Source organism: Chitinophaga sp. S165 (assembly GCF_003182155.1).
Classification (GTDB): Bacteria; Bacteroidota; Bacteroidia; order Chitinophagales; family Chitinophagaceae; genus Chitinophaga.
This window is the reverse complement of sequence record NZ_QGTG01000001.1, coordinates 840,086-862,835: the sequence shown is the minus strand read 5'-3', so window position 1 is coordinate 862,835 and position 22,750 is coordinate 840,086. Positions and strand designations below refer to the sequence as shown.

At 44.7% G+C, this 22,750-nt stretch carries 18 protein-coding genes; 13 read left to right on the top strand and 5 right to left on the bottom strand.

Annotated elements, in window-relative coordinates; genetic code table 11:
• Window positions 1–4: 4 nt before the first annotated feature.
• Both C7475_RS03190 and C7475_RS03185 read left to right on the top strand, forming a co-directional pair.
• On the top strand, window positions 5–502 hold the full coding sequence (locus C7475_RS03190; protein ID WP_146217454.1) for a hypothetical protein: 498 nt from the start codon (window positions 5–7) through the stop codon (window positions 500–502).
• Window positions 503–531: 29 nt separating this feature from the next.
• Entirely contained in the window at window positions 532–3,036 is a 2,505-nt protein-coding gene (locus tag C7475_RS03185) for a zinc-dependent metalloprotease (RefSeq protein ID WP_158286403.1), read from the top strand.
• A gap of 66 nt (window positions 3,037–3,102) precedes the next feature.
• Here the strand turns inward: C7475_RS03185 and C7475_RS03180 are convergent, their stop codons facing one another.
• A complete protein-coding gene (locus tag C7475_RS03180; protein ID WP_110050964.1) occupies window positions 3,103–4,182 on the bottom strand; it encodes a serine hydrolase in 1,080 nt (359 codons plus the stop codon).
• A gap of 413 nt (window positions 4,183–4,595) precedes the next feature.
• Here C7475_RS03180 and C7475_RS03175 point away from each other — a divergent pair, with 413 nt between their 5' ends.
• Genes C7475_RS03175 through C7475_RS03165 form a run of 3 tightly spaced genes read left to right on the top strand, consistent with a single transcriptional unit; the run spans window position 4,596 to window position 7,730 of the window.
• A complete protein-coding gene (locus C7475_RS03175) occupies window positions 4,596–5,204 on the top strand; it encodes a hypothetical protein (protein ID WP_146217453.1) in 609 nt (202 codons plus the stop codon).
• Window positions 5,201–6,880 carry a P-loop NTPase fold protein gene (locus tag C7475_RS03170; protein WP_110050959.1) on the top strand — a complete coding sequence of 560 codons (1,680 nt, stop codon included), beginning with the start codon at window positions 5,201–5,203 and terminating at the stop codon, window positions 6,878–6,880. The genes C7475_RS03175 and C7475_RS03170 overlap by 4 nt, the downstream gene beginning before the upstream one ends.
• The gene (locus C7475_RS03165) at window positions 6,870–7,730 is read left to right on the top strand and encodes a hypothetical protein (protein WP_110050957.1); all 861 of its coding nucleotides are present in this window, start codon (window positions 6,870–6,872) and stop codon (window positions 7,728–7,730) included. Before C7475_RS03170 ends, C7475_RS03165 begins: the two co-directional genes overlap by 11 nt.
• Window positions 7,731–7,835: 105 nt before the next feature.
• On the opposite strand, the gene C7475_RS03160 is transcribed toward C7475_RS03165, so the two are convergent.
• Window positions 7,836–8,207, bottom strand: coding sequence for a hypothetical protein (locus C7475_RS03160; RefSeq protein WP_110050955.1), 372 nt, complete (start codon window positions 8,205–8,207; stop codon window positions 7,836–7,838).
• 449 nt (window positions 8,208–8,656) lie between these two features.
• Between C7475_RS03160 and C7475_RS03155 the strand changes: the two genes are divergently transcribed.
• The 7 genes from C7475_RS03155 to C7475_RS03125 all read left to right on the top strand — a co-directional run bounded on the left by C7475_RS03155 (window position 8,657) and on the right by C7475_RS03125 (window position 18,841).
• A complete protein-coding gene (locus C7475_RS03155; protein WP_110050953.1) occupies window positions 8,657–9,793 on the top strand; it encodes a TlpA disulfide reductase family protein in 1,137 nt (378 codons plus the stop codon).
• Between the two features lie 338 nt (window positions 9,794–10,131).
• The gene (locus tag C7475_RS03150; protein WP_110050951.1) at window positions 10,132–10,713 is read left to right on the top strand and encodes an RNA polymerase sigma factor; all 582 of its coding nucleotides are present in this window, start codon (window positions 10,132–10,134) and stop codon (window positions 10,711–10,713) included.
• 55 nt (window positions 10,714–10,768) lie between these two features.
• Window positions 10,769–11,920, top strand: coding sequence for a FecR family protein (locus C7475_RS03145; protein WP_110050949.1), 1,152 nt, complete (start codon window positions 10,769–10,771; stop codon window positions 11,918–11,920).
• Between the two features lie 188 nt (window positions 11,921–12,108).
• The gene (locus tag C7475_RS03140) at window positions 12,109–15,372 is read left to right on the top strand and encodes a SusC/RagA family TonB-linked outer membrane protein (RefSeq protein WP_110050947.1); all 3,264 of its coding nucleotides are present in this window, start codon (window positions 12,109–12,111) and stop codon (window positions 15,370–15,372) included.
• A gap of 14 nt (window positions 15,373–15,386) precedes the next feature.
• Window positions 15,387–16,883, top strand: coding sequence for a RagB/SusD family nutrient uptake outer membrane protein (locus C7475_RS03135; protein ID WP_110050945.1), 1,497 nt, complete (start codon window positions 15,387–15,389; stop codon window positions 16,881–16,883).
• 23 nt (window positions 16,884–16,906) lie between these two features.
• Window positions 16,907–17,761: a PKD domain-containing protein gene (locus tag C7475_RS03130; protein WP_110050943.1), complete on the top strand. Its 855-nt coding sequence runs from the start codon at window positions 16,907–16,909 to the stop codon at window positions 17,759–17,761.
• Window positions 17,762–17,788: 27 nt separating this feature from the next.
• Window positions 17,789–18,841, top strand: coding sequence for an acyltransferase family protein (locus C7475_RS03125; RefSeq protein ID WP_110050941.1), 1,053 nt, complete (start codon window positions 17,789–17,791; stop codon window positions 18,839–18,841).
• Between the two features lie 71 nt (window positions 18,842–18,912).
• Here C7475_RS03125 and C7475_RS03120 read toward each other — a convergent pair whose 3' ends face one another.
• A complete protein-coding gene (locus C7475_RS03120; RefSeq protein ID WP_146217452.1) occupies window positions 18,913–19,791 on the bottom strand; it encodes a hypothetical protein in 879 nt (292 codons plus the stop codon).
• Window positions 19,792–19,961: 170 nt separating this feature from the next.
• On the opposite strand from C7475_RS03120, the gene C7475_RS03115 reads away from it, so the two are divergent.
• Window positions 19,962–21,299: an alkaline phosphatase family protein gene (locus tag C7475_RS03115; RefSeq protein ID WP_110050937.1), complete on the top strand. Its 1,338-nt coding sequence runs from the start codon at window positions 19,962–19,964 to the stop codon at window positions 21,297–21,299.
• Between the two features lie 91 nt (window positions 21,300–21,390).
• Here C7475_RS03115 and C7475_RS03110 read toward each other — a convergent pair whose 3' ends face one another.
• A complete protein-coding gene (locus tag C7475_RS03110; RefSeq protein WP_110050935.1) occupies window positions 21,391–21,810 on the bottom strand; it encodes a VOC family protein in 420 nt (139 codons plus the stop codon).
• A 124-nt stretch (window positions 21,811–21,934) separates the two neighbouring features.
• Window positions 21,935–22,426: a DinB family protein gene (locus C7475_RS03105; RefSeq protein WP_110050933.1), complete on the bottom strand. Its 492-nt coding sequence runs from the start codon at window positions 22,424–22,426 to the stop codon at window positions 21,935–21,937.
• Window positions 22,427–22,750 lie beyond the last annotated feature (324 nt).

Here is a 22,750-nt window from a genome sequence, read left to right as displayed (position 1 = left end):
AAAAATGCCTGAGCTGACAAGCCTTCAGGGACCGGAAAGCTATATACCCTATGGTGAACGCCGGTCAACTGCAGGTCTTCCTTTCACTACAGGATATGTTGATCTTCAGGTGAGTGGCGGTACAGCAACCCTGTTCGCAGTATCCTTTCCCGATGCAACTGATGATTCACTGATCCTGAACCTGATCAACACATACAGGCCATTGGCAGTGCCACTGCTTACACAATGGGTACAACAGCAGCAATACCCGGTATTGATCGATCTGCGTGCTCCCGGTAGCCAGCATACCCAGCGGGCAGACTACCTCCTGCAAAAAGAAGGCGCATTCACCCTGCCTGTTGTATTCCTGTGGGATAATTATTCAGCCGGGAGAGCTGGTAACTATATGCAGGTGCTGTACAGTAATCCTGCCATCAGTGTGTCCCGTTTATCCGGCAGTGGCTTCACCGCCTTCGGCAAAGAGCAGGGAAACTGCTTTCAGATAGACAGGCCCGTGTTCTAATCCGCAATTATATTTTATAAATGAAACGCATGCATTATATAAAAACTTTCTTTTTACCGCTGTTCCTGGTGCTGGCATTTCTTGTTACAGTGCAGCCAGCCCATGGACAGCTGAAATTGAGCGACTTCCTGCCAAAACAACGTAAGGATACGATTAAGCCGGATACTGCGCGTAAAGTACCTCCTCCGCCGGTAAGTAAGTACGAACAGATCATCAACAAGAACTATAGTAGCCAGAAAGGCATTTTCGCCGTTCACCGCTATAGAGATAGTATTTATTTTGAAATTCCTGATTCATTAATAGGAAGGGACATCATGGTGATTGGCCGCCTGTCAAAAGGCCCGGCAGGATACAACGCTTATCCCGGTGAGGAAATAAGTGAGCACACCATCCGGTTTGAAAAAGGTGCAGATTCCAGCATCAGGATCCGCACGATACTTGTGGCTAATATAGCCGATAGTTCTAACGCGATCTATAAAGCAGTGTCCTCCTCAAGCCTGGACCCGGTGGTGTTTTCTTTCCCTATCAAAGCTTATGCTAAAGACTCTGCCGGTTACGTAATAGATGCCACCAAATTACTGATGGAAAAATCATTTGTTAACGAGATCGATGAGAGTTCGTCATTAGGTAAGGGCTTGAATACGATGACAACGAAAGACCTGCATGTTGAGTACATTCATACGTATCCTATTAACGTGGAGGTCAGCATAACGAGGAATATGAACTCAAAAAGAGGCCTGCCTCTCGGAGAACCTGTAACAGTAGAAACTAATACCTCTTTTATAGTGTTGCCGAAAATACCTATGCAGCAACGTGTATTCGACCCCAGAGTTGGTTACTTTGCCGATTACGTAAATGCGTTCGGTGATGATCAGCAGAAGATGGAAAAGCGGAAATTCATCTTAAGATGGAAGCTGGAACCTAAAGATGAAGACATCGAAAAATGGAAAAGGGGAGAACTGGTAGAGCCTAAACAACCTATCACGATATATATTGATCCGGCAACGCCTAAACAATGGCGCCCATACCTGATACAGGGTATCAACGACTGGCAGGAAGCATTTGAGCAGGCAGGATTTAAACATGCCATCATCGGTAAAGAATGGCCTGCCAATGATACGAGCATGCATATGGATGATGCGCGTTATTCCTGGTTAAACTATTTCCCCTCTGAAGTGGCAAATGCCTATGGCCCGCAGGTGCATGACCCGCGCAGCGGCGAGATCATCCAGACGCATATCGGCTGGTATCATAACGTAATGACCATTCTGCACGACTGGTACATGGTGCAGACGGCCGCAGTAGACCCTGCCTCACGGAAAGCCAAATTTGATGATGAGCTGATGGGACAGTTGATCAGATTCGTATCCAGTCACGAAGTAGGCCATACATTGGGTTTGCGGCATAACTTCGGCAGCAGCAGCCGTACGCCGGTAGATAGCCTGCGTAAGATCTCCTACCTGAAAGCACATGGACATACCGCCAGTATCATGGACTACGCCCGTTTTAATTATGTGGCGCAGCCGGAAGATCATATTCCGCAGCAGTTGTTATTTCCTCACATCGGAGAATACGACAAATGGGCCATTGAATGGGGATACAGAAATACGCATGCGCTAACAGTTGAAGAGGATAAAAAGATCACGCAGTCCTGGATACTAAAACGTACTACAGCAAACCCCAGACTTTGGTTTGGCGATGGAGAAACGCAGAAATTCGATCCCCGTTGTCAGACGGAAGATCTTGGCGATAATGCAGTAAAAGCCGGCACCTATGGCATCAAAAACCTGCAACGTATTTTACCTCATCTGCCAGAATGGACGTATGAAGCTGATGGCACACGGGAAGGGCTTTCTTCAATGTATCAGGCCATTAAAGATCAGTACATGCGTTATCTCACACATGTGCTGCGTAATGTTGGTGGTGTATATGAAACCAGAAAAAGTGATGGCCAGCCGGGAGACGTGATGTCTATCCCTTCAGGCGCATTGCAACAACAGGCGCTTGATTTCTTCAATACGCAGGTTTTCAATACGCCGTATTGGTTATTAGATACCGCGATCCTTAATAAGGTAAATGCGCCGGTATCTGCTAATCCATTGAGTGAGGCGCCTGCGGTGTCAAATTTCGTGGAAGATGTACAGGCAAGAATGGTGAATAGCCTGCTGGATATTCAACGTCTCAACCGTATGCTGGACCTTATGCAGTTGTATGGTAATAAGGCTTATCCGCTGGATAAATACCTCAGTACTATTCACCTTGCTGTTTGGAAAGAACTGGCAGGCGGATCGGTGGTAATAGACCGCTATCGTCGCAATCTGCAGAAAAACTATCTGGGAGCTATAATGGTTATTCTCGTAAACAGGGATCCTGGTGCAACTGAAACAGATGCATCATCGATGGTGCGTGTTGACGCCCTGAACCTGCAGCGTGAAATAACACAGGCGTTATCGCATACAACGGATATGCTCACTAAAGCACATCTGCTGGACCTGCAATACCGCATAAAAAATGCAACGAATCCAAAAGATTAACGACTGGTTGTTTCTTTGATAAATGGAGAGTGGGCCGGGTTGGAGACAGACCTGGCCTCTTTCGTTTTACAAAAGGTCTGCAACACCCTGTGCAATAGGGGTTGTATTAACCGGTTCTGTATTAGTCAATATGATGATTGCAGTACGTTCTTCAGGTAATCGGTAATATACAGCTCTAAACCCAGGCAGCGAACCTCCATGATAAACGGATTCCCTGTTCTTATAGTTAGCTACATTCCATCCATATCCATAATAAACGGCACTGCTGCTTGTATCTGTGGTATTAATTTTAAAAGTATCCTGCCACATCTGTTGCCATTTGTTGCGTGGTAACACTTTACCGTCCTGTATCAGCATTTCCCATTTCAGCATATCGTCAATACTGGAGAGGAATGCACCACTTGGGCGCAGCGCCACATAATTTAAAGCATTAACGATTGTATCTCCACCAGGGTGCAGATAGCCGTTTGCCCGACCATAAACAATGTGCGACAGCGACGTTACCTGTGTTGCCATTAATCCGTTCTTTTCAAATATCTCCTTCCTCATATACTCAGAAAAGCTTCGTCCGTCTATTTGCCTGATAATGTCTGCCAGCATAAAATACCCGAGGTTGCAATATTGCCATTTGGTTCCGGTCGGGAAGACAAGCGTATCCTTGTAGGCGGCTCTGATAAGCAAGGAGTCCGGTTGTGTTGCCATGGCGTCAAAAGCTGGTGATTCTCTTATCAGGCCGGAAGTATGGTTCAGCAGGTGCCTGATAGTGATCTTATTCCAATGGGATGGCGCGTCGGGAAAGAATTTTACCGCCGGATCATCCAGCTTTAACTTACCCTCCTCTGTCAGTTTCATGATGGCCACCGCAATTATGTGTTTGCTGACAGAGCCGAGCTTAAACACCGTGTTGGCAGTAACGGGAATATTGAGTTCAACATTTGAAAACCCGAATCCTTTTGCCTTAATGACCTTTCCGTCTTTTATGACTCCTACAGCCAGGCCGACGATACGTTGTCTTGCCATGGTATTTTCAATGAATGTATCGATCCTGTCCTTCTGTGCGTAAAGGCCTGCAGGAAAGAGGAACAGTATAACAAGAACAGCTGATAGCTGAAGTGAAAATGGACTACTCTTTAATGAATATCGCATAGAGGGGACTTTTGTTTAGTTAACAGAGGTTCGTTGAGGCTTATTTCCGGGCTAGTATAGTTTGGGATAAATTTATGGAAATAATGGATACCATTGGTAGATATGTCTAGCTTTGTGTCGTTTGCCATATGGGATATATGCCTGAATCTCTCAGTAGCAGGCTTTCCCATCTCAGCGCAAATGAGGCCGGGTTACTTTTTGGGTGATCATGGAAATATCCTTATATTAGTAAATAGAAACTTGAAGATCAGCTAGTTATTCCCTGTGTTCTCACCCCAATATTCTGTTACACGATGCAGCATTCACCACAATCTTCTGATAACAGAGGATCAATCGCTTCAGTTATCCGTAATTATAATGGGACCCGGCATCGACTCCGGATAGCATTTCTCCTATTCCTTATTCTGAGTGTAATGGTGGTAATTTATTCAGTGTTGGTGGAGGTGAAATCAAAAGCCCCTATACTAGATGTCAGACTGGAAGACAATATGGCTTCGGCAGGCAATCTGGTTGTTGTTTCAGGACTGTGGGATAATAAACGTACTATTTATCTCAGTGAAGATTCCGGCCAGTATTTTAAGCCGATTAATGCCGGTTGGCCGGTTAGAGATTCTCCGGTATTTATAGGGTTTACCCGGAAAAAAAACTTATTTGTCGTAGAGAAGAACGGTCGTGTCAGAGTAAAACTAGCGTCTTCTGATAATTTTGCAGACGGAGGAGAAAGACCTCCATTGGCGTCGAGAGAAGTGACCGGGGTAGCAATAGTTCCCAACACCGACAGTATCTATTTATACGGGCGGTTCCCCTTTATTGTTGGTATTGATATCAATAACGTTCGGGACCAGCATGTATATAATACCGGTGATACAATAGCCTCAATGGCTATATCCCTGGATCATAGAGTTAAGTTTCAGATAGATCATAGATTCCTTTTTGAGAAGTATCTTGATGAATTCTTATTTGGAATGATTCCAGCATCCGTCGATTCTGCTGCACCTAAACGTCAACCAACACCACGATGAAAAAGGTAATAATATTGCTAATCTTCCTTTTCGTTGGCAAATCAATTACTGGCTATTGTCAACAGGTTATTTATAGTGAAATTAATAATGGATGGTACATCTCTTATTCGGGTGAGATGCGATATGTGAGCGGTAAAGGTCAAGTCAAAGATCTTTTCAATATTATCGGTACGAAGAAAATCATAGATTCACTTAGCATATATTCCTATGGAGGCGACGCCGGACCCTTGTATCAAAAAATAGAGGTATTGAATGATTATCCATCTGATACGTTTGCAGTTGATAACCTTGTTCCTGTCTATGACACTATCGCAGATGCAAAAGAAATTAAGATTTTGACATTACAAAACGGGAAGCCTGCCTATGCCATCGTAGAAAACTATGGGAAGAACTATTTGATGAAATACGCTAACGGACGATTTCAGTTACATCCACTTTTAAATAAAGTAGCACTCAAAGGTACTGTTCTTATGCAGCTCATGAACTGTGTGGTGCTTACAATGATGATATCGGTTCTTGTTTATGTGTTTTATCGGACGGCCAATGATAAGAAAAAGATTCTGGAGCTAGTCGATTCCAGCAGGGAGGAGAACGCATTGCAAACAAAGTCGGAGAAGCCTGTGGGTACAGAGGATGAAGATCTGTTAGGCTTTCATTCGCTTGAAGAATGTATCGTTAGAGTAATGAGAAATACTGAACTAGAGCTGCCGCTTACAATGGTAATTAGTGGTACCTGGGGCAGTGGAAAAAGTTCTATGATGAACAGGATCAAAGAAAAATTGGAAGGGGATAAAAAAATGAGACGACGGTTCCTTACGACCTGGTTTAATGCTTGGCATGTGCAGGGAGAAACGAATTTACTAAGTTCCTTTTTACTGAATATTGTAGGTTGTTATGAACAAAGATATGATTATGGCTTCTTTTCTTTTTTTCGAATGAAGCTGGCGTATATCCGTTTCCTGCAACTATCAGTACTAAAGAAGTTCATTTTTGGTTTTTCTATTGCGATCGTGGTTCCTTTTGTTTTACTGCTCATTGTAAAGTCGTTGGGCATCAGTGAAGAACGATCTTCGGTTATATATGAGTATTGCACTAGCCTGAAACATATTTTCTCGTTCGATAGTAAAGGCGGGTTCGGTTTTCATACCCTGACTCCTATAGGAGCCGGAGTGCTGATCATATTTAGTATTTTCTTTCTGAATAAACAATTTATGCCCGCAGGACTGTCCGCATTTTTCGAATTGTTACCAAGAAACAATTTCGTATTGGAAGCGGAGAAGATGGAGCCGGGTAGTAGAAGCAAGTTCAAGAAAGAGTTTTGGGAGATTATGGAGGCGGGAGAAAAAGGTACGCGGCTGGTTGTTTTTGTAGATGATCTTGATAGAATTAGCGGCGACAAGATACTGGAACTGATTGAAGCAATTAATTTTATTAGTGATGTTGCATCAAAACCTCCCGGCTCAAAATTAAAAAGCCCGAATATAATATTCGTCTTAGGGATGTATACCGCTGAAGTTACAAGAAATGTAGGCGTGCAATTGAAGAAGGTTAATGATGCTAATATGCCGGCAGAGACACTAGGCGCCTTATATGTTGAAAAAATGGTACAGCTGATCGTTCCCGTTCCATTTGATAGCAGTAACAAGGAAAAATTAAGAAAGTTGTATGAAAATTAATGAGGGTTTAAAAATAATCGGAGAATATCTGCAACAGGCACTTAAATTTAATGGTGCATTTTTGTCGGTTGTTTTTACGCTGGCAGGGGCATATACTTCTTATACAATATTTCGTTCCCTGGGTAATTTTCAGGAGTCCAAAACGGATGTAAAGATAAGAGATACAATGTTCGTCAAATTGGTAGATGTACCAGAGGGATTAAATAGCCCCGTCAGCTACGCACGACAAAATGATGGGGATTCAGTCAGGTTACAATCTTCCGGGGGTGGAAGTCCCATTGGTGTCGCCCCCAGACACGACAGCTCTCTAAGAAGTAACTATATACCAGCACATGTTATTAATGATTCAGATATGGAAGCTGCTGTAAAAAAGCACAGCAGGGATTCTTTCCTGACCAGTAGTGTAACCGCTGCGATCCTGTCCGTGATTTTATTTTTATTTTGGATAGCGTGGAAGACATTGCCATACATTCCTCACGACATGGTGCTGGACAAAGATCCGGAAGAATTGAAAAGAGTGTTCAATACCTATCGGGATGAGATAGAAGTTTTAGGAAATCCAAGAAAGATAAAACGGCTTTCTAACAAAATACGTTTCCAATACCAGTTCTTGAGTTTAAAGAATTTAATAAATAAGAATTCGGCAAGGACACTGGTGGTGGTCCTATTAATGCTCGAAAGCCGGAATCTTCTGTCCGACAGGGATTTTAAAGATTTAAAAGATGCAATGGAAAGTTTACAGCACTTCAAAGATTATTTTGGTCCCCGTTTGAGGAACAGAGGGCTACCGGATAATGGGGAATCGTTGATGGGATATCTTTTTTCTCTAAACAGAGACTCGTTTGCCTGAGGAGTTTTTGGGCATTACAACGGAACGATCATTAAAAGTAAAAGCCCTGAAAACTGTATTCTGAAACAGTTGTCAGGGCTTTTAGTATGATTTAACTTATTCAATTTACATTTTCATGCCACCGTCAATCACACCTTTTAACTTCTTTGACACCAGTTTATCTCCGTCATAAAAGGAAACACTGGCCTCGTCCTTTATAGTGAACATATTAGCCTTCCAGAAAGTCACATCACCTTTGAAGCTGTCCAGCTTCAATACCTGGCCGGTAGCATTGCTTTGTACCTGGATATATGCAATTGACGTTGTCTGTTCTTTAGAAAGGACTATGTAAAAAGTATAATAATACTCAGCGTCTTTCTGGTATCCGATCTCAGTAAAAGCTGCTTTAGCAACTTTTGAGTCTATTCGGTTTCCGAACGTGGAAGTAAAGGTGCTAGCGAAAATAAAAAATAATAGGTAGAGTACTCTCTTGTTCATAGGCCTTAGTTGTTGACAGAATTTTCTTAATCCGGTAGACAATTTAACAAATTATTATATATATGTTGGCTTTTTATTGCGTATGGGGATAAAATTTTTTTTTTCACGGCCACGCCAATACGCAATTATTTTTATTTAGTAACTGATTATCAGTCGTATCGGGCAAAATAGGGCTAGCGGCGCTCCATACGGTATTTTTATCCCCGCCGGTGCTTTAAATGGCAGAAACAAAAGTAGTTATGCTGCATGCAGGGCATAAATTTCCCTCCGGTCCGGGATCTCAATTCACAGGGGAAATAATAAATACTTTAAATTTTTTTTTAACGCTTGTACGCCTAACGGGTAATAATTGTTGTCATATAGGAAACGAATAATTTAATTGATAATGCGCATTTGTCTTTTTGATTATCGCCAACATTTCAAATAGGATTTTATAAAGGATATAACAGATGAACAGAATTTTGATGTTTCTCGCGGCGTGTTTGATCTCTCTGCCAATGTTTGCGCAAACAACCTTCTATATCAGAGGGCAACTCGGGAAACTGCCAGCTCCGGCGAAAGTTTATATAGGCTATTCGGTAGATGGTGATATGGTATATGACTCAGCAGATATAGAAAATGGCACTTTCAAAATCGTACAGGAAGCACCATATCCGGTGAACGCACTGTTGATGGTTAGCAAGAATGGTGAACCAGTGAATTTTTTTACCAGCAGAAACGTTGCACATATTTATGTTGAACCAGGCGCCAGCATGTGGCTGACTTCTGATGAAGATATCGCGAACTTTGAAGCGAACGGTTGTAAATCGCAGGACGATTACGCAGGATATCTGAAGTACATGGCTGACGTAAATGCGAAGATCGAGGCATTGACCAAAGAATCTTCCAATACAATGTTCTCTGACGTAAGCACACAGGGACTCGCAGCGAAAAGGGATTATATGGAGCGCTTCCGTGCTGCTATGGATGAGAGAAAAGATAAGATGAAGGAGTTCATTCAGACATACCCGGAAATGTACATCTGTATCGATATCCTTGATGAATATGCAGGAGCTTTCATTGATCACGTTGACGTAGAGCCCTTGTACAAGATATTAAGTGAAAAAACCAAGAAAACAGTACAGGGTAAAGCATTTCTGAAGAAACTGACTGAATCAAAACAGGCAGCTGTAGGTACTGAAGCACCTGATTTCTCACAGAAAGATCAGGATGGTAACAAAGTAGTGCTCTCTTCATTCAAAGGAAAGTTTGTATTACTGAATTTCTGGGGCAGCTGGAACTCCGCTTCCAGAATTGAGAACCAGGAATTGAAACAGATCGTAAAGGCTTACGACAATAAAAAGCTGGCGGTAATAAATGTAGGCCTTGAAGCGCGCAGGGAATATTGGAACAAGGCTGTCAGCGAAGATAAGCTGACGGGCTACAATGTATCTGATATGAAATTCATGAAGAACGAGATCGCACAGTTGTACAGGATCTCTGCGGTGCCTCAGAATGTACTGATAGATGAAACAGGAAAGATCATCGCCAGAAACCTGAAAGGTAAACTGCTGGAAGAAAAGCTGAATAGTTTGATGGGGAAGTAGTGATTGATTAATATAACAGTGAACAATCTGTACCGGAATCGTTGCTTTTCATTTTGCGGCAATAATAAGGGGTGATGAACAACAACCCTGTAGCAGCGGTTCCGGTCTGTTCACTCCAAACTTAGGGGTTGATTAAAGTCCAATAAGAAAGTCGTCTCAATTCAGTTTGGGGCGGCTTTTAATTTTATTATGGTAATGATATCCTACGAACACACATATTGACAGACCCCTCTGCATAATAAATAATAGGCATGCAATATTGGATCGAGAAGCACAGTTTTTTTGTATTTTTAGCTTGAGAACATTTTAAGCAGCCAAAGGAAACAGCGGGTTTACGCATGCAGCAAGATACCGATACCGACCTGTTACAGCGAATGAAAAAGGGCGATGAAAGCGCCTTTAGGGAGCTATATAACCGTCATAGCAGGCAGGTGGCCGCTTTTGTGTTCCATCTCACTCATTCTGCCGTCGATGCCGAAGACATTCTGCAGGAAACCTTTCTGAAACTCTGGACCAACCGTGACCAGCTACCCCCGATCGTAAACCCCGGTAACTACATCTTTATCATCGCCAGAAATAAGACCCTGGACCACCTCCGGAAGATCGCACAACAGCAAAAGCTGGTCGATCATATATGGTCGAATATCTCCAATGTGGCCGATGCGCTCGATCTCCAACTGGATGCCAGGGAAAGCCAGCAACTGATCAATACCGCCCTGTCCCGCCTCACGGAACAGCAACGTACCATTTTCCGGTTAAGCCGGCAGGAGGGACTGGACCATGCAGCTATCGCCAATCAGCTGCAATTGTCAAAGAGCAGGGTCAAAAATGTACAGGTAGAAACACTGCGATTCCTGCGTCAGTTCCTATCCCGGCACTCCGAATTGTTATTACTGCTGTTCATACTGACCACCCCTTGAATTTTTTTTCGGAATCCACGGTCCTTTTTTCTTTCACATCCGTCTTTATAAGTATATGCCTGACCATCAACAAAGAATTGCTTATCTGTTAGCACGTTATGTAGATAAATCATGCAGCCGGGAAGAGCTGGATGAGCTTTTCGCTGCTATTGGCCGGGGAGATGATCCTGAAACACTGGACCATTTACTGGAAGACGTCTGGCATGGAGAACACCCCGCCCCGGATATTGATTATGAACAGGTTTATCAGCAGATCAGGCCAGTAGAACAACCCCGGACAAAAGTATTCAACTTCAGAAGGATGGCAGTGGCTGCCTCATTCGCCCTGCTGGTAGGTGTTGCTTTCTGGATGGCACAGCGCAGGCATACGGCAAAGCGGCCGGTATTAGCAGAACAGGCTGCTCCGGCAGTGATCGTACCTGGCGGAAATAAAGCAGAATTGACGCTGGCAGACGGTACTGTGGTAACGCTGGACAGTGCAGGTAAACAGGTGATCAGGCAGGGGAATATGGCTATTCAGCAGCACAACGGACAGCTGTCTTATGCCAGTCAGCCGGCAGACGGCAGTATTCACTATAATAAGCTTACAACGCCCAGGGGCGGACAGTTCAGGCTCGTATTACCCGATGGCACTAAAGTATGGCTCAATTCAGCCACCATGTTGCGTTACCCAACTGCCTTCACAGAGAAGGAAAGAGTGGTGGAACTGGAAGGGCAGGGATACTTTGAGGTGGCAGCCAATGCCCGGCAGCCATTTAAAGTGAAGGTGCGTAATATGGAGGTACAGGTACTGGGTACCGGATTCGACATTATGGCGTATAGAGATGAAAATACCATTAACACCACGTTACTGACAGGCAGCATTCAGGTGAAGGAAGGCAGCGCAGCACAATTATTACGCCCGGGCCAACAGGCGGTAATGAATAATGAAGACCATCAACTTACAGTCAGGACAGCAGACATCAGAAAAGTGACCGCATGGAAGAACGGATTGTTTGTATTTAATAACATGGATTTACCCGCCATTTTAAGGGAAGTAGCCCGCTGGTACGATGTAGACATTGTTTACAAGGCCAGCCCCGGAATGGAATTGTATGGCGGCGGTATAGGAAGGGACCTGCAGTTGGCCGATATACTGGCCTTACTGGAAGGGAATGGTTATAATCATTTCAGGATCGAAGGGAGAAAGGTAATCGTATTACCATAGTTTAATATCAACCAGGAGGACAATCAAATAAACCGGAGATGCTCGCAACATCCCCGGTGGTTATCTGGTATCCTCAATAATCGCTGTAAGACCATTTAAGTACTACCAAACACTGCAAAAGTATGCAATTCGACTGTTATGTACAGGCCCGCTCCACGTGCGGGCTATCAACCAAAATTTGCCTGGTTATGAAATTGACCACGTTTCTGCTGCTGGCGACCATCCTGCACGTGAGTGCAGCCGGATATTCCCAGAAAGTTACCTTAAACGCCAGGAACATGCCACTACGGGATGTCTTTACCGAGATCATTACCCAGACCGGCGTATCTATCGTTTATTCGGAAAAGGTGCTTTCCAATACACTGCCAGTCACTTTTCGCGTGAAAGACGCTTCTGTTCAGGAAGTGCTAGATCTGTGCCTCCGCAACCAGCAGGTAGTATACTCTCTGGAGGGAAAGAATTTTGTTATTAAAAAAGTACCCCCTCCGGGGAATAATTCCACGGCGCCTACCGCTGATTCGCTTATAACGGTCACCGGTACTGTTATTGCCCCCGGCAATGTGCCGTTACCCGGCGCTACCGTACTTGTTAAAGGTACCCGCAAAGGTACCCAGACAGATAACCAGGGGCGCTTCGTATTACGTGACCTGCGACCGGGAGATCTGCTGGTGATCAGTAATATGGGCTTCGCTACACGCGAAGTGCCTGCTGCCGCACAAGTCAGTATACAACTGGAGGAAGATACCCGCAACTTTAATGAAGTGGTGGTCGTGGGGTATAGCGACAAAAAGAAAAGTGAGCTGACCAGTGCCGTCAGTGTAGTATCGTCCGAGAAACTCAAAGACGTGACCACCAACGATGTGGGCAGCATGCTGCAGGGTAAGGTGGCCGGTTTACAGGTGGTGAATAGTTCGGGCGTGCCCGGTACCGCATCTGAACTGAGGTTAAGAGGCGTGTCTTCTGTAAATGCTTCTCAAAGCCCGCTGTTTGTCGTAGACGGTATCATTGGTGGCAATTATGATCCTAATGATGTAGAGAGTATCACTGTCCTGAAAGATGCCGGCGCTACCGCCATGTACGGCTCACAAGCCAACGCAGGTGTGATCATCGTAACAACTAAAAAAGCTAAACTCGGTAAGACACGCTTTGAGGCGAAAGTAACGACTGGGTTTCGCAGGCCGGACTTCGGCAGAATGGAGATGATGAACGGGAGCGAGTTGTATGAACGCCATAAAGAGTTCTATCGCGATTATATTCCGGGGACTGCCAATAATTCCTATAAGATCGACATCCTCAAATTCTATAGCGAAAGGCCGAAAACACTGGCAGCTCAGAACTATAGCTGGCTGAATACCATGTTCGAAACGGCTCCTATGCAGAATATCTATATATCAGCCAGCGGTACAACGGAAAAGAGCGAGTATTATACCGGTCTTTCCTACTACAATGAGAAAGGTACTTTCATGAATACCGGTTATCAACGTATCAACCTGCGCGGAAATTCTACTTATCATTTTTCTAAACATGTGAGTGTTACTAACAATATAAACATCAGCGGATCTATTGGCAAAAGCTATAATTATGAAGATGTCTACTATGCTTATCTGAATATGCCATGGGATAATCCTTATGACGCCAATGGCCAGCCGGTGTATGTAGATGGCAATGCCACTTTTAAATGGTGGTCGAGGGATAAGACGAACCCTATACATACCATAAAAAATTCCAATCATCCCTACAAGAACTTTGACGTTAACTATGATCTCGGACTGAACGTGAACATCACCGACTGGTTGTCTTTTTCCAGCAGCAACAGGGCGGCTGTGAGTTATAATAAGGGCAGTGATTACTATTCATCCGTGGTGGCTGGACTATATAACGGTACCGGCTTTCTGAATGAGTTGAGTACTTTATCCTACGGGATCATTTCCAACGACCTCCTGAAGTTCAATTTTCGTAAGGGTGATCATACCATCAGTGGTTTGGCTGGTATCGCTATAGAGAACAGTAAAACGGAAATATTAGGCGCTTCCGGAAAGGGATTGCCTGAAGGATTGAAGGTGCTGAACGTAGTGTCCAACAACCAGCTGGTGACCGGCTCAACCGATCAGGCAATTATACAGTCTTTGATATCGCAGGTGAGCTACGGTTATAAGGATAAATATTTTCTGACGGGATCATATCGTGTGGATGGTTCTTCTGCATTTCCGGCCAGTAACCGCTATGGTTCATTCCCTGCGGTATCTGCGGCCTGGCAGATCAGCAACGAAGAGTTCCTGACAGGCAGTAAACTGTTCAGCAATCTGAAATTAAGGGCAAGTTATGGAGTAACCGGTACGCAGGATATTGGCTCTTCCCGTTACCTGGGACTTTACTCACTGAGCAGCCAGTATAACGGAGGTACGGCAGCTACACCTTCTCAGTTGCCTAGCCCTGGCCTCACCTGGGAAAGTAAACGCCAACTGAACGTAGGCCTGGATGTTGGATTGTTTAACAGGATCAATTTTACCATTGATGCTTATAATAACGTTACAGATAATCTGCTGCTACAGGTACCTCAACCATTGTCGGTGGGTTTTGAACAACGCTGGGAGAATGTAGGACAGGTCATCAATAACGGGATAGAATTAGGCATCAATACTATCAACATTAAGACTAACAACTTTGAATGGACGACGGATTTTAATATCAACTATAATACCAATAAACTGCGTGACCTGCCAAGTGAAATTACCCGTACACAGCCTACCTGGAGCATTTCGCAGATCTATCGTAACGATGGTAACCTGTATGAATTCTACATGCCTAAATGGTTAGGTGTAAATAAAGAAACAGGCGCTCCGCAATGGGAAGTAATTAACCGCGATGCGAATGGTAAGGAGATCTCCCGCACGGCAACTTCAGACTATGCCAGCGCTACTTATCAGGAAGTGGGTTCTGCATTGCCTAAGTTACAGGGTGGATTTAATACGCAATGGACATACAAAAACCTTTCACTTAGCGTAAATGCCTACTATCTGACAGGGAACAAAGTATTCAGCAACAGCCTGCGCTTTGTAATGAATGATGGGAATGAACCTTACTACAACCAGATTAAACTGCCTTCAGATTATAAGATCTGGTCGAAGCCGGGGGATGATGCCACAGAACCCAGTCCGCAGAATGCGGCTAATTCGACAGAAACGTCTACCCGTTATTTGAAAGACGGCGACTTCCTGTCTATCCGTAATATCTCATTGTCTTACAAGCTGCCAAAGATATGGACCAACCGCTGGCATATGGATGGGGTTACACTTTCACTGACGGCAGACAATGTATATACGTTCACGAAATTCCTCGGACAGGACCCTGCTACGACTATTACCTCTGCCAGTTATGTAATGCCCGGCGTATCGGATTTCAAATATCCGAACAACCGCCAGTATCTGTTTAATATCAATATCAGGTTCTAGTAAACTATCAGCACATGACAACAAGAATTCTTCTTATCATACTTACTTTCCCGCTGTTGTTCGGCAGTTGCCTGAAGGATGTTAATCCCAGCGATTCACTCACCACGGGAACAATAACACAGACTACGCAGGGAATGAGACAGGCGCTGAACGGCGCGTACGCATTGTTTAAAGATCACGTGGAGTTTAACGGAACGACGGACCTTAACAATATGTACCTGCGGCAGTATTTCCAGATGAGCGACTTTGCCAGCGATGATATTGTTTGCGCGCAAACCACCACAGACCCGCTGTATTATAGTTTCTCACTGAACCATACGCCTACGCAGACCAACAGTCGCTACTTCTGGTATATTTCCTACAAGATCATCAATGATGTCAATACGGTAATAGAAGCTGCTGAAGGCGTTCAGAATCCTGATGCAACTATGAAACAGCTGATCGGGGAATGCTATTTCCTGAGAGCTTTTTGTCACTTTAACCTGGTGAAGTTTTATGCCCGTCCTTATACGCAGGACCCTGCAGCACCGGGGATCATCCTGCGTACTTCTTCCACTGATCCTTCTTCGAAGGCACGGTCGACAGTAGCAGAGGTATATGCATCCATCATTGCGGATGCTGAGAAAGGCGCGGAACTGATGGCGGAGCAGCGTGGTGTACAGTATGCATCCCAGGAGGCGGCGTGGGCATTGTTATCAAGGGCGTATCTCTATAAGGGGAATAACGACAGCACTATTTACTATAGCAATAAGGTCATCAATTCCAACAGGTTTTCGTTGACAGATACTACTGCTTTCCGTACCATGTTCGCAAATGCGATGGGTAGCAGAGAAACGATCCTTTGTGTGGCGTTTACACCTGTTGATGATTATGGCAAGGCAGGTTCGATCGCGTCTATGATCTACTCTGACGGTAACTCTGGCTGGGGAGAAGAGTTTGCATCACAATCGCTGCGGGATACTATGTCTGCTTATCCGCAGGATGTACGCTGGTCTTATATTGTAAATACGCCGGAGAAAAAGAATGGGATTGAAACATATTATATCATGAAATTCTCCGGTCAGGGAGGAAGTCCTACACTCAGTTCACCGATACTTTTCCGCCTGGCAGAAATGTACCTGAATAAAGCGGAGGCAGAAGCTAAAGCAGGTAATACCGCTGCTGCACTTGCAGATGTGGACATGATCAGGAAGAACAGGGGCTTACAGGGAGCGTTATACAACGGTCAGCTGCCGGCAGGTAAGACCGCCCTGCAAACGGTACTGAAGGAGAGGAGGATAGAGCTGGCCTTTGAAGGGCACCGTACATTCGATGTGTACCGGAATAAACTGAACCTGGACCGGACTTACTGGGGGTATCATCTGCCGGGACTGAAAGAGTCTGATATAGATCTCAGCAAAAGGCCTGCGGGATATGCGAATATGGTCATTGCGCCCGACAACAAGAGGGTGGTCTATTTTATACCGATCGATGAGATCCAGACCAACAAACTGTGCGCCCAGAATCCTTAATTCATCTTTAAAGCCTGATTACCATGCGTTCATTCAGATATATCTTTACCATCATAGCAATAGCATTTATCTGCGGTTGCAGCGACGACAAAGTAACGCCGGATGCAGATCTTTTTTATGAGGTCAGCATCAGTGGAAACGATGTGACCTTTACGAACAAAACAACAGGAGCAGTATCCTACAAATGGGACTTCGGGGATGGTACTACATCCGACGAAGAAAGCCCTGTACATACTTATCCCGGAAAAGGAAAATATGTGCCGACCCTGTATGCGACCACAAAGGACGGAAAGGTAACGGAAGGATCAACCGTTTTGTATATTGCCAAAACATCGCCCGTAAAACTAGACGATAACTCCCTGGCCGACTGGGATAATGTGACGGATTATGAGGTTACTTCCGGTGCTGCGGAGAAGTATTTTAAGCGGGCAAAATTCGATTATGACGCCTCGTACGTGTACGTATACCTCGAAGTGAAATCAAAGGCAGAAAACGGGGATATATACGATTTTTATATGGATACCGATAATGATGCGGGAACGGGACTGCTAACGGGTACATTTCCGGAGGGCGGTTATGACGTTTTGCTGGAAGGAGCCGTGCTGGCGGATTGGTTTGATGTGTTCTATCATAAAGGTGAGCAGAACGCGTTCTCTTTTGACTTTCAGAGCATAACAGAGTTTTATACTGTAGGTGCAAAACAACAGGATGGTGATGTGCTGAAATTTGAGCTGCGCCTTTCCCGTTCTAAACTGAAAGGTCTGGCGGGTACAACCGCAATGCGTATCGGTATAGAAGCTACGAAGAACGACTGGTCAGCTACCCTGGGAGATATGCCAGACCGCGGACAGCCTTCGGTACTCATTAATTTTGAATGATAAAAACCTATTAACCCAACAAGCATAATGGAAAAACAGACCGGCCGTTTACTATCGCTGGATGTCATGCGTGGAGTGATCATGATATTACTGGCGGGCGAAAGTTGCCGGGTATATGAGTCTATCCGGGATTGGCATGACAACGATTTTATTACACAGTTCTTTCATCATCCCTGGCATGGCCTGCGCTTCTGGGACCTCGTGCAACCTGCCTTTATGTTTATGGCAGGTACGGCAATGTATATCTCCTATGAAAGCAAACGCAGGAAAGGAATTGGCTGGACTCAGAACTTCAAACATATTGCCGTCCGCAGCCTTAAACTGTTCCTGCTGGGAACAGGGTTGCATTGCGTATATGCAGGCAAGCTGGTATGGGAGCTATGGAATGTGCTGACACAATTGTCTGTGACAGGCGTTATCGCTTATTTAGTGATCGGGCGTTCCTATACCTTTCAGATCTGTACAGGGTTTCTGTTGATATTGCTGAATGATGTTTTGTACCGTACCATACTCGTGCCCGGCTTTGATCAGCCGTTTGTGGAATACCACAATTTTGGCGCTTATATGGATACCTTGCTCATGGGAAAGATCAATAGCGACGGCTGGGTAGCCATCAACATTATTCCTACCGCCGCCCATACTGTGTGGGGCGTGACTGCAGGTAAGTTATTGTCTTCATCCCTTGAAGGTAAGCGTAAGGTAGCTATCCTGGCTATTGCGGGAGCAATAACACTTTGTTTGGGTTTCGGGGTAGATCTGACAGGCCTGTCACCCATCATTAAGAGGATCAGCACAGCAGGGTTTGTGTTGGCATCTGTGGGCTGGGTATTGCTGATACTGTCCTTCCTTTACTGGTGGATAGACGTAAAAGATCATCAGCGCTATACATGGATCGCAGTAGTAGTAGGTATGAATGCTATTTTCATCTATCTGTTCTTCGAAACGGTAGGCGCTCAATGGCTGAACGGTGTAGTGCACATCTTTGTGCCCTGGCATATACCGGCAGCACTTGTAACATTGGGATTAGAGTGGTACTTGTGTTACTGGCTGTATCAGAAGAAGATCTTCTTTAAATTGTAAAAAAGCACTTCCCCGGTCGCACAATGTATCCTTTCAGGACAAGAGTGTTGACCGGGGAAGTTTATAGGCGGTTAGTGGTTCTTAAACCGCATGAGTTGTTTCATCAACGGGCGAAGTACCACGATAGATGGATCTTCCGTTGGGTGCGACAGCAGACAGGTCACATATCGTCCTCTCACTTCTGCAGTAATAACATAGTCAACGAAATAATTATTTAAAAGTAACCCGTCCCGTTTGGCGCGCTTCCTTACGAATATTCTTTTAAGTGCAATGACTTCTTTTCCTTCGAAGGTGATTGGCACGTCACTCTCTTCCAGCAATTTATAGCCTCTGCTGCCATAGTTTTGAAAGAAATTTGATAATTGTAACGCTCTCTCCCGGTTGCTGAATTCAGACCAGGACAGTGAGTTGTAACGATTGTAGGAAGATAAAGTCCAGATATCCGCCCATTTACTGCCAGGTTCTGTCATGATCTTCCTGCCAGCAAATCTAACACTGTCCTTCGGTAGAAGTGAAGTTGAAACATAACCTGGAACGGCATCGTTGAGGATAGCGTTGTACATTTTTTCCTCGATAGCCGAGTCTCTGTCACAGGGCGTCATAAACGTAATAACCCAAACTTTACCTGGCGCTTTTTGTGTGAAATAAACCGAGTAATGAAATAGAATACTGTCCCGTGTGTCATCATACTTATATATCCGGGTACCCGGAAAGGGAGGAGCATACCTGGCAGTATCCTTCTGAGGAATGGCAAAGGACTTTTTAATGCGGTTCATATTTGCCTTTTCCAGATCCTCCTGTAACTCAGCTTTGGTGATCACATATCCTTCGGTGTTATATACAACGTCTTTACAGGCGTCACATTTCACAGCGCGTGCATTTAAGAAAGTGGAAGACTGTTCATTCGTTTGAGCGGCTGATTGTAAACCCACAGCAAGGAGGGCTGCCAAACAGCATAAGATGTTTTTATACAGCATGTATAGGGAGCTTCGTTTAATATCGGGCGCAAATATACGATAAGCATATTTAATACATTCCCAGCGGTTAACAATTTCTTAACCTGGCTGCCTGACGGTAAGCGATTCATACTGCAGTTCTTGTAATAAACAAGAGCGTAAACATGAAGCGTATCCATGCAATGGCAGGAGCTATGTTGTTAACATTGTCAGCAGCAGCTCAACAGGCGAGCCACGTTGTACTGATCACTATTGACGGATTTCGTCCCGATTTCTACCAGGAGGCTTCCTGGGGCATGAACAATCTCAGGATGATGAAGGAAAACGGTGTATCTGCCGATGGAGTGAATTGTGTATTCCCCAGTGTAACCTATCCTGATCATACAACTATTATTACCGGTGTAAAACCTGCTAAACATGGTATTTACTACAATGCTCCTTTCGAAGAAGGGAAGGCAAGCGGTAACTGGTATTTCTATTACAATGCCATCAAAGTACCTACACTGTATGACGCTGTACATAAAGCAGGAAAGACAAATGCTAACGTGATCTGGCCGGTAACTGTAGGCGCGCCCGTGGACTATAATATTCCTGATGTATGGCCGGTAGGTAAGGACAAGGACAGAAGGGAGGCCACTGCGCAGGCGGCAACGCCTGGTCTGTGGGAGGAAATAGAGAAAAATGCAACCGGTAAGCTGGGACGGGATGATTTCTCTATGGAAAGGGAGGAATTGGTGATGGATGAGAATGTTGCAAGAATGAGCGCTTATATTATTACGAAATATAAACCTGCCTTTACAACCTTACACCTGGCTTGCACCGATCACTACGAACATATGCAAGGTAGGGACGGACTATTGGTAAGAAAGGCCGTAGCAGGCGCCGACAGGGCTATCGGCACGATCCTGGAAGCCCTGATCAGGGCTGGGATCCAGGACAGTACCACGGTCATTGTAACAGGTGATCATGGTTTTGTAGATATTAAGCAGTCATTCGCTCCGAATGTATTATTGGCACAGGCAGGATTGATCACAAATATTGACAGTGGCAACTGGAAGGCCAGGTTCCATACCGCCGGCGGCTCTGCATTCCTGCATCTGAAGGATAAAAACGATAAGCAGTCGCTGGAAAAAGTGAAAGAGATCCTCTCTCATTTACCAGCAGATCAGCAGAAGCTTTTCAAAGTGATAGACCGTAAACAGCTGGATGCCATTGGCGCTGATCCTAATGCAGTATTGGCTCTCGCAGCAACACCGGGTATCACTATCGGAGGTGGTCTAAAAGGCGCTGTTGTTAAAACGGCGAAGGGCGGGACGCATGGGTTTTATCCGGACTTCCGTGAGATCCAGACTGGTTTTGTGGCATATGGGCCTGGCATTGCCAAAGGAAATACAGTGAAGGAAATGGACCTGACGGATGTAGCACCCATTATCGCAAAACTACTGGGGCTGCCATTTAACACAGCAGACGGGCATATCCCTGCGGGTGTGCTGAAACAATAAGACCTACTATCTATGAAATACCCATGTAAAAAGAAGCGTTTAAGTCCTGCGAAGGATTTAAACGCTTTACTTTTTTGTTTGTAGACCTGGATCAGGATTCTTTGTTGTAACCCACCATCCAGTTAACGCCAAATTTGTCTGTCAGCATACCGAAAAGCGGAGCCCAGAAAGTTGGTTCCAGCGGCATAGTAACTTTACCACCTGCTGAAAGACCATTAAATAATTTCTTTGTTTCGTCTTCAGAAGTGGCACTAAGAGAGATAGAGAAATTATTACCAAAGGTAACACCTCCCATTCCTGAACCGGTATCACTGCCCATCAGCCTGTTGCCATTGCCAATAGGAATGGATACGTGCATGATCTTGTTCTCGTCGCCTGCAGGACATTGTTCCCCTGGCATGTCTTTGAATTTTGAAATCATTTCGAATTCTCCGCCAAGCACAGACTTATAAAAATTAAATGCTTCCTCACAGTTACCGTCAAAGATCAAATAAGGATCAATTGCAGCCATGTCAGTTTTTTTTGAGTGTTAAAGAATACTTCGATTAGCGTGTTATTCAAATTTAACCGGATAATATGTCTGCGACGCAGGGCATATCAGACATATAGCGGTGAGATTACTACCTCAGCAAGGATCAGCCTCTGTCCCAGAAGGCAGGCGGTTCAATACCCAGCGCACGGAGGTAGACATATCCTTGTCCACGGTGATGGATCTCATTGTCAATGAAGTAAAACAGCGTAAAATGAATAGGGCCTTCCCATTGTCCGAATGCAAGATCTATTTCCTGGAATCTCTCTGGTCTGATCTGCGGCCACGAACGGTTAAGCTTTTCCGTTAGCTCATCCCAGAGATACAACAATGCTTCTTTAGTTTGCGGCCGATTATTACCTTCTTCATATTTCGCCCATTTTCCGGTAACGATGCCATCAATACCAGGCATTCCCATACTGATCATTTCCATGGCCAGGTCAGCGAACGGCCGCATGCCGCCTACAGAGAAGGTGAAAAGTTCGGTTTCGGGGAAAGCTTCAATTAGTTTGCGTGTCACCCTGCGGTGTCCTTGCCAGTGTTCAAGCATTTCTTCGGGGGTAATTACTGTTTTCGAAGCGATCAGTTCCTGTGTCATGTCTAATTGGTTTAAAGGATGAGTATTGTGAATTACAGTACAAAGGAAAACATGCCGGGTGACAACCCTATGTCAGCATCATTCCGGAGCTATGAAAAAAACACAAATCTCATCTAACTGGTTCACCGGTGGCTATAATAAATCAAAAAGCAGGAGCTTTCGAGCAGGGATATTGATTATAAAGGAGTTGACTCAAATACTGCTACAAACACACTTTAACAAGCCGCTTCTCACCGTTGTGGATAACTTACATTGTGGATAACTTTTGCTAAATTTTTTTAACAATCCTTTAGCGAATAAGAGGCTGACTATCAAATTCCATTA

What these genes read in the sequence shown, in the direction of transcription:
- C7475_RS03190 (WP_146217454.1), top strand. Translation starts at nt 5, where the DNA reads ATGCCTGAGCTGACAAGCCTTCAGGGACCGGAAAGCTATATACCCTAT.
- C7475_RS03155 (WP_110050953.1), top strand. Translation starts at nt 8,657, where the DNA reads ATGAACAGAATTTTGATGTTTCTCGCGGCGTGTTTGATCTCTCTGCCA.
- C7475_RS03175 (WP_146217453.1), top strand. Translation starts at nt 4,596, where the DNA reads ATGGTGGTAATTTATTCAGTGTTGGTGGAGGTGAAATCAAAAGCCCCT.
- C7475_RS03130 (WP_110050943.1), top strand. Translation starts at nt 16,907, where the DNA reads ATGCGTTCATTCAGATATATCTTTACCATCATAGCAATAGCATTTATC.
- C7475_RS03160 (WP_110050955.1), bottom strand. Translation starts at nt 8,207, where the DNA reads ATGAACAAGAGAGTACTCTACCTATTATTTTTTATTTTCGCTAGCACC.
- C7475_RS03150 (WP_110050951.1), top strand. Translation starts at nt 10,132, where the DNA reads ATGCAGCAAGATACCGATACCGACCTGTTACAGCGAATGAAAAAGGGC.
- C7475_RS03180 (WP_110050964.1), bottom strand. Translation starts at nt 4,182, where the DNA reads ATGCGATATTCATTAAAGAGTAGTCCATTTTCACTTCAGCTATCAGCT.
- C7475_RS03165 (WP_110050957.1), top strand. Translation starts at nt 6,870, where the DNA reads ATGAAAATTAATGAGGGTTTAAAAATAATCGGAGAATATCTGCAACAG.
- C7475_RS03115 (WP_110050937.1), top strand. Translation starts at nt 19,962, where the DNA reads ATGAAGCGTATCCATGCAATGGCAGGAGCTATGTTGTTAACATTGTCA.
- C7475_RS03135 (WP_110050945.1), top strand. Translation starts at nt 15,387, where the DNA reads ATGACAACAAGAATTCTTCTTATCATACTTACTTTCCCGCTGTTGTTC.
- C7475_RS03125 (WP_110050941.1), top strand. Translation starts at nt 17,789, where the DNA reads ATGGAAAAACAGACCGGCCGTTTACTATCGCTGGATGTCATGCGTGGA.
- C7475_RS03170 (WP_110050959.1), top strand. Translation starts at nt 5,201, where the DNA reads ATGAAAAAGGTAATAATATTGCTAATCTTCCTTTTCGTTGGCAAATCA.
- C7475_RS03105 (WP_110050933.1), bottom strand. Translation starts at nt 22,426, where the DNA reads ATGACACAGGAACTGATCGCTTCGAAAACAGTAATTACCCCCGAAGAA.
- C7475_RS03110 (WP_110050935.1), bottom strand. Translation starts at nt 21,810, where the DNA reads ATGGCTGCAATTGATCCTTATTTGATCTTTGACGGTAACTGTGAGGAA.
- C7475_RS03145 (WP_110050949.1), top strand. Translation starts at nt 10,769, where the DNA reads ATGCCTGACCATCAACAAAGAATTGCTTATCTGTTAGCACGTTATGTA.
- C7475_RS03140 (WP_110050947.1), top strand. Translation starts at nt 12,109, where the DNA reads ATGAAATTGACCACGTTTCTGCTGCTGGCGACCATCCTGCACGTGAGT.
- C7475_RS03185 (WP_158286403.1), top strand. Translation starts at nt 532, where the DNA reads ATGCATTATATAAAAACTTTCTTTTTACCGCTGTTCCTGGTGCTGGCA.